At 71.3% G+C, this 10,736-nt stretch carries 5 protein-coding genes; 2 read left to right on the forward strand and 3 right to left on the reverse strand.

Annotated elements, in window-relative coordinates; all coding sequences use genetic code 11:
* Window positions 1-323: 323 nt before the first annotated feature.
* Window positions 324-5,291, forward strand: a complete 4,968-nt coding sequence (locus tag AB0411_RS13405; protein ID WP_366417431.1) for an NAD-glutamate dehydrogenase — start codon at window positions 324-326, stop codon at window positions 5,289-5,291.
* A 77-nt stretch (window positions 5,292-5,368) separates the two neighbouring features.
* Here AB0411_RS13405 and AB0411_RS13410 read toward each other — a convergent pair whose 3' ends face one another.
* Together AB0411_RS13410 and AB0411_RS13415 are read right to left on the reverse strand one after the other, a co-directional pair.
* Window positions 5,369-6,166, reverse strand: coding sequence for an ABC transporter ATP-binding protein (locus AB0411_RS13410; RefSeq protein ID WP_366417795.1), 798 nt, complete (start codon window positions 6,164-6,166; stop codon window positions 5,369-5,371).
* 19 nt (window positions 6,167-6,185) lie between these two features.
* Window positions 6,186-7,121: an ABC transporter permease gene (locus AB0411_RS13415; RefSeq protein WP_366417432.1), complete on the reverse strand. Its 936-nt coding sequence runs from the start codon at window positions 7,119-7,121 to the stop codon at window positions 6,186-6,188.
* 146 nt (window positions 7,122-7,267) lie between these two features.
* Here AB0411_RS13415 and AB0411_RS13420 point away from each other — a divergent pair, with 146 nt between their 5' ends.
* Complete coding sequence (locus AB0411_RS13420; RefSeq protein WP_366417433.1) at window positions 7,268-7,891, forward strand: TetR/AcrR family transcriptional regulator; 624 nt, start codon at window positions 7,268-7,270, stop codon at window positions 7,889-7,891.
* 406 nt (window positions 7,892-8,297) lie between these two features.
* Here the strand turns inward: AB0411_RS13420 and AB0411_RS13425 are convergent, their stop codons facing one another.
* Window positions 8,298-10,712: a bifunctional glycosyltransferase/CDP-glycerol:glycerophosphate glycerophosphotransferase gene (locus AB0411_RS13425; RefSeq protein ID WP_366417434.1), complete on the reverse strand. Its 2,415-nt coding sequence runs from the start codon at window positions 10,710-10,712 to the stop codon at window positions 8,298-8,300.
* Window positions 10,713-10,736: the final 24 nt, after the last annotated feature.

Here is a 10,736-nt window from a genome sequence, read left to right on the forward strand (position 1 = left end):
GGCCGTGGATTTGTACGCACAAGGCCCATGACGGCACCCGCAGGGGGAGCGATAGCCTTGCACCGTGATCAGCGCGATAACCCGCGGGGGCGACGAGGCCCCTGCCGTGCGCCCGGGACACCACCGTGACCGGGCGGTCGCTGGTCTTTGCGGCCAATATTCCCTGTCGACTTTGTCAAAAACCGTCGATAACGGCACGGCCCTCTCTCATCGCGGCATAGCGTCGACAGCGACAGGACACCTCGCGTCGCGGCGGCGTTGTGCGGCTTCCATCACGTTCTTCCACAACGTCACGCAACGGCGCGCGACAGGAGCCAGAGGACATGCAGACCAAGCTGGACGAAGCCAAGACCGAGCTGCTCGCCAAGGCTGCCCGGGTCGTAGAGAGCAGCCCGGCCGGGGGTAAGCACCCGGTGCGGGGGCTCGACCCGGACACCCTTGCGGGATACCTCCAGCGCTACTACCTGCACACCGCACCCGAGGACCTCACCGGCCGCGACCCGGTGGACGTCTTCGGCGCCGCGCTCTCCCACTACCGCCTCGCGGAGATGCGTCCTCAGGGCACCGCGAACGTCCGGGTGCACACCCCGACCGTCGAGGAGAACGGCTGGACCTGCAGCCACTCCGTCGTCGAGGTCGTCACGGACGACATGCCGTTCCTGGTCGACTCGGTCACCAACGAGCTCTCCCGGCAGGGGCGCGGCATCCACGTCGTGATCCACCCGCAGGTGATCGTCCGCCGTGATGTCACCGGCAAGCTCATCGAGGTCTTCGACTCCAGCTGCGACGCGCACGGCAGGACCGGCAAGGGCAAGGGCAAGGGCACGAAGCTGCCGCACGACGCGGTGACCGAGTCCTGGATCCATGTCGAGATGGACCGCGAGACCGACCGCGAGGACCTCCAGCAGATCACCACCGACCTGCTGCGGGTGCTGTCCGACGTCCGCGAGGCCGTCGAGGACTGGGAGAAGATGCGCGCCGCCGCCGGCCGCATCGCCGACGAGCTGCCCGCCGAGCCGATCGCCGACGACCTGCGCGACGAGGACATCGCGGAGGCCCAGGAACTGCTGCGGTGGCTGTCCGCCGACCACTTCACCTTCCTCGGCTACCGCGAGTACGAGCTGGCCTCGGTGCCCGGCGAGGGCGGCGTCGACGAGGACGTGCTGACCGCCGTGCCCGGTACCGGCCTGGGCATCCTGCGCGCCGACCCGCCGCACCACGAGAGCGCCGACGGCCACCCCGTCTCGCCGTCCTTCAACCGGCTGCCCGCGGACGCCCGCGCCAAGGCGCGTGAGCACAAGCTGCTCATCCTGACCAAGGCCAACAGCCGCGCCACCGTCCACCGCCCCTCCTACCTCGACTACGTCGGCGTCAAGAAGTTCGACGCCAAGGGCAACGTCATCGGTGAGCGGCGCTTCCTGGGCCTGTTCTCCTCGGCCGCGTACACCGAGTCCGTGCGCCGGGTGCCGGTCATCCGCCGCAAGGTCGCCGAGGTGCTGGAGGGCGCCGGGTTCAGCCCCGACAGCCACGATGGCCGCGACCTGCTGCAGATCCTGGAGACCTACCCGCGCGACGAGCTGTTCCAGACGCCCGTCGACGAGCTGCGGTCCATCGCCACCAGCGTCCTCTACCTGCAAGAACGCCGCCGGCTGCGGCTCTACCTCCGCCAGGACGAGTACGGCCGCTACTACTCCGCGCTGGTCTACCTCCCGCGCGACCGCTACACCACCGCGGTGCGGCTGCGCCTGATCGACATCCTCAAGGAGGAGCTCGGCGGCACCAGCGTCGACTTCACCGCCTGGAACACCGAGTCGATCCTCTCCCGGCTGCACTTCGTCATCCGCGTCGAGCCCGGCGCCAGCCTGCCCGAGCTCACCGACGCCGATGCGGACCGCCTCGAGAGCCGGCTGGTGGAGGCCGCCCGCTCGTGGGACGACGGCTTCGCCGACGCGCTGAACGCCGAGGTCGGCGAGGAGCGCGCCGCCGAGCTGCTGCGCCGCTACGGCCACGCCTTCCCCGAGGGCTACAAGGCCGACAACAGCCCGCGCAGCGCCGTGGCCGACCTCCAGCACCTGGAGAAGCTCACCGGCGAGCCCGGCCACGACTTCTCCGTCAGCCTCTACGAGCCGGTCGGCGCGGGCCCCGGCGAGCGCCGCTTCAAGATCTACCGCAGGGGCGAGCCGGTCTCGCTGTCGCGGGTGCTGCCCGGCCTGAACCGCCTGGGCGTCGAGGTCATCGACGAGCGCCCGCACGAGCTGCGCTGCGCCGACTCCACCATCGCCTGGATCTACGACTTCGGGCTGCGGATGCCCGAGCACGTCAAGGGCGACGACGCCCGCGAGCGCTTCCAGGACGCCTTCACCGCGGTGTGGACCGGCGCGGCCGAGAGCGACAACTTCAACACGCTGGTGCTGCGGGCGGGCCTCAACTGGCGCCAGGCGATGGTCCTGCGGGCCTACGCCAAGTACCTGCGGCAGGCCGGGGCGACCTTCAGCCAGACGTACATGGAGGACACCCTCTCCAACAACGTCCACACCACCCGGCTGCTGGTCTCCCTCTTCGAGGCCCGGATGTCCCCCGGCCGGCAGCGGGCCGGCACGGAGCTGACGGACGGGCTGCTGGAGGAGCTGGACGGCGCCCTCGACCAGGTCGCCTCCCTGGACGAGGACCGGATCCTGCGGTCCTTCCTCACCGTCATCAAGGCGACGCTGCGCACCAACCACTACCAGACGGACAGCGAGGGCCGGCCGCACGCCTACCTGTCCATGAAGCTGGACCCGCAGGCGATCCCCGACCTGCCGGCGCCCCGCCCGGCCTACGAGATCTGGGTGTACTCCCCGAAGGTCGAGGGCGTCCACCTCCGGTTCGGCAAGGTCGCGCGCGGTGGTCTGCGCTGGTCGGACCGCCGGGAGGACTTCCGTACGGAGATCCTCGGCCTGGTCAAGGCGCAGATGGTGAAGAACACCGTCATCGTGCCGGTCGGCGCCAAGGGCGGCTTCGTCGGCAAGCAGCTGCCGGACCCGTCGCAGGACCGCGACGCCTGGCTGGCCGAGGGCATCGCCAGCTACAAGACCTTCATCTCGGGTCTGCTGGACATCACCGACAACCTCGTCGGCGGCGAGGTCGTCCACCCGCAGAACGTGGTCCGGCACGACGAGGACGACACCTACCTGGTCGTCGCCGCCGACAAGGGCACCGCGACGTTCTCCGACATCGCCAACGAGGTCGCCGAGTCCTACGGCTTCTGGCTCGGTGACGCCTTCGCCTCCGGCGGCAGCGCCGGCTACGACCACAAGGGCATGGGCATCACCGCCCGCGGCGCCTGGGAGTCGGTCAAGCGGCACTTCCGCGAGCTGGACCACGACACCCAGACCCAGGACTTCACCGCGGTCGGCGTCGGCGACATGTCCGGTGACGTCTTCGGCAACGGCATGCTGCTCAGCGAGCACATCCGGCTGGTCGCCGCCTTCGACCACCGGCACATCTTCATCGACCCGGCCCCGGACGCGGCGACCTCCTACGCCGAGCGCCGCCGGCTCTTCGAGCTGCCCCGCTCCTCCTGGGCGGACTACAACACCGAGCTGCTCTCCCAGGGCGGCGGCATCCACCCGCGCTCGGCCAAGTCCATCCAGATCAATGCGCAGGTGCGGGCCGCCCTCGGCATCGACGCCGGGGTCAAGAAGATGACCCCCGCCGATCTGATGCAGGCCATCCTCAAGGCGCCGGTCGACCTGCTGTGGAACGGCGGCATCGGCACGTATGTGAAGTCCTCGGCGGAGTCCAACGCCGATGTGGGCGACAAGTCCAACGACGCCATCCGGGTCAACGGCGAGGACCTGCGGGTCAAGGTCGTCGGCGAGGGCGGCAACCTGGGCCTGACCCAGCTGGGCCGGATCGAGTTCGCCGCGGCCGGCGGCAAGATCAACACCGACGCGATCGACAACAGCGCCGGTGTGGACACCTCCGACCACGAGGTGAACATCAAGATCCTGCTCAACGCCGTGGTCGCCGACGGCGACATGACGGTCAAGCAGCGCAACAAGCTGCTGGCCGAGATGACCGACGAGGTCGGCGCGCTGGTGCTGCGCAACAACTACGCGCAGAACACCGCACTGGCACTGGCCCTCGCCCAGTCCTCCAGCATGCTCCACGCCCAGCAGCGCTTCATGCGCCGCCTGGTGCGCGACGGCGACCTCGACCGGGCGCTGGAGTTCCTGCCCACCGACCGGCAGATCCGTGAGCGGCTGACCGCCGGCCGCGGGCTGACCCAGCCCGAGACCGCGGTGCTCCTGGCGTACACCAAGATCACGGTCGCCGAGGCGCTGATCCAGACCGGGCTGCCGGACGACGCCTACCTCCAGCGGCTGCTGCACGCCTACTTCCCCTCGGCGCTGCACGAGCGCTTCGCCGAGCAGGTCGACGGGCATGCGCTGCGCCGCGAGATCGTCACGACGGTGCTGGTCAACGACACCGTCAACACCGGCGGTACGAGCTTCCTGCACCGGATGCGGGAGGAGACCGGGGCTTCCCTCGAAGAGGTCGTGCGGGCGCACACCGCGGCCCGGGCGATCTTCGGGCTGAACCAGGTCTGGGACGACGTCGAGGCGCTCGACAATGTCGTCGCGGCCGATGTCCAGACCCGGATCCGGCTGCACTCGCGGCGGCTGGTCGAGCGCGGCACCCGCTGGCTGCTCAACAACCGCCCGCAGCCGCTGGAGCTGTCGGAGACCATCGACTTCTTCGCGGAGCGGGTCGCCGGGGTCTGGAAGGAACTGCCGAACCTGCTGCAGGGCAGCGACCTGGAGTGGTTCCAGACGATCCTGGACGAGCTGACCGCCGCGGGCGTGCCCGAGGCGCTGGCCGTGCAGGTGTCCGGCTTCTCCTCGGTCTTCCCGGCGCTGGACATCGTCGCCGTCGCGGACCGGATGGACAAGGCGCCGCTGGACGTCGCCGAGGTCTACTACGACCTGGGCGAGCGGCTGCGGATCAACCAGCTCCTCGACCGGATCCTGGAGCTGCCGCGCAACGACCGCTGGCAGTCGATGGCCCGCGCCTCGATCCGTGAGGACCTCTTCGCGGCCCAGGCGGCGCTGACCGCGGACGTGCTGTCGGAGGGCAACGGCTCCTCGACGCCGGAGCAGCGCTTCAAGGCCTGGGAGCAGGCCAACGCGGCGATCCTCAGCCGTGCGCGGGCGACGCTGGAGGAGATCTACGGGTCGGAGGGGTTCGATCTGGCGAACCTGTCCGTCGCCATGCGGACGATGCGGACGCTGCTGCGCACCCACAGCTGACGCCACCACCACGGCGAACGGCCCCGGAAGCCCAGGCTTCCGGGGCCGTCCCCGTTCCCGTTCCCGCGGACACCGCCCTAGCGGTGGGCCTCGTAGGCCTTGATGACCTCGTCCGTCGGGCCGTCCATCAGCAGCTCGCCGTGTTCCAGCCACAGGGTCCGGTCGCAGGTGTCGCGGATGGACTTGTTGTTGTGGCTGACGAGGAAGACGGTGCCGGCCTCCTTGCGCAGCTCGCGGATGCGGGCCTCGGAGCGCTTCTGGAAGCTGCGGTCGCCGGTGGCCAGCGCCTCGTCGATCATCAGCACGTCGTGGTCCTTGGCCGCGGCGATGGAGAACCGCAGGCGGGCGGCCATGCCGGAGGAGTAGGTGCGCATCGGCAGGGAGATGAAGTCGCCCTTCTCGTTGATGCCGGAGAAGTCGACGATGCCGTCGTAGCGCTCGCGGACCTGCTCGCGGCTCATGCCCATGGCCAGGCCGCCCAGCAGGACGTTCTTCTCGCCGGTCAGGTCGTTCATCAGGGCCGCGTTGACGCCCAGCAGCGAGGGCTGGCCGTGGGTGTAGACCTTGCCGCGCTCGGCGGGCAGCAGGCCGGCGACCGCCTTGAGCAGCGTCGACTTGCCCGACCCGTTGGAGCCGATCAGTCCGATCGACTCGCCCCGGTAGGCGGTGAAGGAGACGCCCTTGACCGCGTGCACCTCCCGCACGCCGGTGGACGGCTTGCGGCGCACGATGCGGTTCAGCGCCGCGGTGGCACTGCCCTTGCCGGCGCCCGTGCCGTAGACCCGGTAGACGATGTGCAGATCGTCCGCGATCACCGTCGGGACGGGGGCCCCGGGGGTCTCCGCCGGCGCGGTGCCGGTCCCGCGCTCGGTCACATCCGTACCGTTCGTCTGCTCAGCCACGTCCGTACCGCTCCTCGGCCTTCCAGAAGTACACAAAACCCACGACACCGGCGAGCAGGGCCCAGCCGGCCGCGAATGCCCAGACGTGCGGCGGCAGTTGCTTCGCGGTGAAGCTGTCGATCAGCGCGAAGCGCATCAGGTCGATGTAGACCGCGGCGGGGTTGCCGTTCAGCAGCACCACCACGAACTGCGGGAGGTGCTTGCCCTGCAGGATCACGCTGATGCTGAACATCACGCCGGACGCGTACATCCAGGTCCGCATGATGAAGGGCATCAGCTGCGCCAGGTCCGGAGTCTTCGCGCCCAGCCGCGCCATGACCATCGCCAGGCCCGTGTTGAAGACGAACTGCAGCGTCAGCGCCGGCACGACCAGCAGCCACGACCAGGTCGGGACCTGCCCGAAGCAGAGCAGGATGACCGCCAGCACGCCCATGGAGTACAGCAGCTGCTGGAGCTGCGCCAGGCAGAAGGAGATCGGCAGGCAGGCGCGCGGGAAGTGCAGCGCGCGCACCAGGCCGAGGTTGCCGGAGATCGCCCGCGTGCCGGCCATCACCGAGTTCTGCAGGAAGGTGAAGACGAAGACCCCGGTCACCAGGAACGGGACGTAGTCCGGGACGCCCCGCTTCGTGCCGATCAGCACGCCGAAGATCAAGTAGTAGACGGCCGCGTTGAGCAGCGGCGTCAGCACCTGCCAGAGCTGCCCGAGCTTGGCGGTGGTGTACATCGCGGTGAGCTTGGCACTGGCGAACGAGGTGATGAAGTGCCGCCGGTGCCACAGCTGGCGGGTGTACTCCGGCAGCGAGGGGCGGGCGCCGCTCACCGTGAGGCCGTGGCGCTCGGCCAGCGTGCGCAGCTCCGGGTCGGGGGAGGTGCCACGGGCGGGCGCCGGGCCGGGCGTCGGCGCGGGGGGCGCGAGGGTCTGGGGCATGGCGGAGGCCGCTTTCGCTTGCGTACGGGGGCGGGGGAACGAGAACGGGGACCTACGACGGAACGGGTCCGTATCGTCGCGACGCCGACACTAAAGGGAGCTCACGTCGAAACGCAACCGTAGCGTCGTGACGCTATGCTCAAGGCATGGCAAAAGAGGGCAGCGGGAACGACTCCGCGGCGGCGCGCCGGACCCCGGCAGGCGCCGCCGTACTGCGGGAGGACAAGACCGAGGCGATCCGCGCCGCGGTCTTCGCGGAACTCGCCGCGGCGGGCTTCGCCCGGATGTCCATCGAGGGCATCGCGCGGCGGGCGGGCGTGGGCAAGACCGCCGTCTACCGGCGGTGGCGCTCCAAGCTGCACCTCGTACTCGATGTGGTCTCCGCGGTGGCCGCGGCGGGCATGCCCACGCCGGACACCGGCTCGCTGTCCGGCGACGTACGGATGCTGCTGGAGGTCGCGGCCCGCGCGCTGCGCCACCCGATGGCCTCGCAGATCATCCCGGACCTGCTGGCGGAGGCGGCCCGCAGTCCCGAGCTGGCGACCGCGCTCAAGGCCGCGCTGCACGACAGCCAGGAGGGCGTCGCGGCCGCGGTGGTGGCGCGGGCGGTGGAGCGCGGTGAGCTGCCGCCGGACGTGGACACCCGCCTCGCGCTGGATCTGCTGACCGGGCCGCTGTACTGGCGGCTGCTGGTCACCCGCGACGAACTGCCCAAGGGGTACCTCGACGCGCTGTCGGCCTCGGTGGTGGCGGCGCTGGGGGCGGGGTGAGGGGGGCGGGCCGGCCGGGCGCCGGGGCACCGGCCGGGAGTTGCGGACCCTAGGGCGGGGGCGAACGGATCCCGTAGGGGGTGCGAGGACCCCCTGCGGGCCACAACGAGGAGAGGCGGGGCGGGGGTTCCTCGCATGGCCGGACGGCCGCGTAGCCGGGTCGCGCGTGGCCGGTGGCCGGTGGCCGGGTGACCGCGTAGCCGGGCGACCGCCTGGCCGGGTCGCGCCTGGCCGGGTGGCCGATGGCCGGTGGCCGGGTGACCGCCTGGCCGCGTGACCGCCTAGCCGGGTCGGCGCCCGGCCGAGCAGTCGCCCGGCCGCGCAGTCGCCCGGCGGAGCAGCTGCCCCTCCCGGGGGCACACACGGTCGTGTCCGTGTCCGTGTCCGTACCCGTGCGCGCTGGGCCTCAGCCCGCCATCTCCACGCCGGAGTCACCCGGGATCCCCGAGCCGTCCGAGGCGCCCGGGCTGCCCGAGGGGCCCGCATCCCCCGCGGCCCGGGTCTCATCGTGGCCCGCCGTCCGCGGAGCCGGCAGGGTGAGCAGGTCGGCTGCCGCCGCGGCCGCTTCCGCGGCGCGCGGGGACGGGGCGACGGTGCGCTCGGCCGGCGGCAGGGGGGCCGGGGCGGGTTCCTGGCCGAGGAAGACGCGGCGGACCACGCGTTCGGCGGCGTGGCCGTCGTCCCAGGAGCAGAAGCGCGCGCGGAACGCGGCCCGCAGCGCGGTGGCGCGCTCGTCGTTCCAGCGGCCGCTGCGGAACGCCTCGATCAGCTCGTCCTCGCTGGTGGCGATCGTGCCGGGGGTGTCACCCGGTTCGCCCGAGAGCAGGTCGAAGGTGACCCCGCGGGAGCGGACGTAGGTGTCCCAGTCGTCGGCGTAGGTGATGATCGGCCGGTCGAGGTTGGCGTAGTCGAACATGATCGACGAATAGTCGGTGATCAGGGCGTCGGCGGCCAGGCAGAGCTCCTCGACGACCGGGTGGCCGGAGACGTCGATCAGCGCGCCGGCCTCCTGCAGCCGCTGCAGGCCGGGGTCGCGGTCGTAGAAGTAGTGGGTGCGCACCAGCAGGACGACGTCCTCGCCCAGCTCGCGCGAGACCCGCTCCAGGTCGAGCCGCGGGACGTAGCCGACCTGGTAGTCGCGCATGGTCGGCGCGTACAGCACGGCCGTCCTGCCGGGGGCGATGCCCAGCCGCGCGCGGATGTCGCGGACGTCCTCGGCGGTGGCCCGGTAGTAGACGTCGTTGCGGGGGTAGCCGGTGTCCAGCGAGGCGAAGCCGCAGGGGTAGACGCGCTCCCACTGCTCGGTGGTGTGCCGGTTGGCGGAGAGCGAGAAGTCCCAGCGGTCCGCGCGGGCCAGCAGCTTGCGGAAGCTCATGCCCTTGGCGGCGGCCGGGTAGCGCTTCTGGTCGGTGCCCATCGACTTCAGCGGGGTGCCGTGGTGGGTCTGCAGGTGGATCTGGCCCTCGCGCTTGACCACCCCGTCCGCGAAGTTGACGTTGTTGACGAGGTACTTGGCGCGGGCCACCACCTCCCAGTAGCGCGGCGAGTTCAGCACCACGTGGTCGATACCGGCCGGGACCCCGCCGGCCTCGGCGAGCTGCTTCTTGACGACCCAGACGCCGTGCACCTGCGGCGCCAGCTCCTTGGCCTTCTCGTAGACCGCCAGCGGGTTGCAGGCCGGCAGCCGGTTCCAGTACGCGGAGTACACCGCGAGGTTCTCGTCCAGCGGCTGCCGCAGCAGCGCCCGGTAGCGCAGCCGCACCGCGGTGCGCTTGGCCTGCCCGACCCGCTTGGCGGCGTGCTTGCGCACGGTGCGCCGCACCTTGCCGGCGGCCTTGAGGCCGGCCAGCGCCGGGTAGGCGTCCTTGGCGAGCAGCGCGTACTTGCTGCCGGTCACGCCCCCGGGGCGGACGAAGCCGGCCGGCAGCCGCAGGCGGTAGTCGCGGGCGGCGCGGTGGAAGAACTCGGCCCGGGCGTCGCGCGGCAGCCGGCCGGGCTTGTCCAGGACGGTCAGGTAGTGGTCGGCCATCTTGCGGAACATGTGCCCGCGCCAGTGGGCCAGTTCGGGGTGCGCGTCCAGGTGGGCGAAGACCCGGGCGTACTGGTCGAAGACGTCGAAGTGCCGGCGGCTGGTGGTGCGCAGGATGTTGCCGCCCTGCCGGCGCTGGCGGTAGTGCAGGCAGACCCGGTCGAGGACCGCGAGGCGCGGCGCGGTGATCAGCGTGCAGAACGTCCAGGGGGCGTCCTCGTAGTAGCCCGGCGGGAACGTGAACTGGTGCTCGGCGAGGAAGTCGCGGCGGTAGGCCTTGTTCCAGACGATCTGGAGCAGGTCGAGGAGCGCGGGGCGTTCGGCGAGCGGGAAGGAGGGGGCGCCGGACTCGTCGAGCAGGCCGGAGAGGGTGTTGCGGCGGGTGGTGCCGTCCCAGTAGGCCCGGGCGTAGTCGAAGATCAGGATCTCGGGGTCCCCGGTGGCGGCCAGCCGCTCGGCGAGGGAGCCGAGCGCGCCGGGCACGAGGGTGTCGTCGCTGTCGAGGAAGAGGACGTAGTCGCCGCCGGCCCGTGCCAGACCGGCGTTGCGGGCCGGGCCCAGGCCGCCGTTCTCCGGGAGGTGCAGGACCCGGACGCGGTCGTCGCGGGCGGCGTACTCGTCCAGGATGGCGCCGCTGCGGTCGGGGGAGGCGTCGTCGACGGCGATGAGCTCGAAGTCCGGGTGGTCCTGGGCCAGCACCGAGTCCAGGCACTCGCGCAGGTAGCCCTGCACCTGGTACACGGGCACGACGATGCTGAAGCGTGGTACGGCGCCGGTGCCGGTCTCGGACATGCGGGGGGACTCCTCGTGACGACT

This window comes from Streptomyces angustmyceticus (assembly GCF_040701845.1).
Classification (GTDB): Bacteria; Actinomycetota; Actinomycetes; order Streptomycetales; family Streptomycetaceae; genus Streptomyces; species Streptomyces angustmyceticus_A.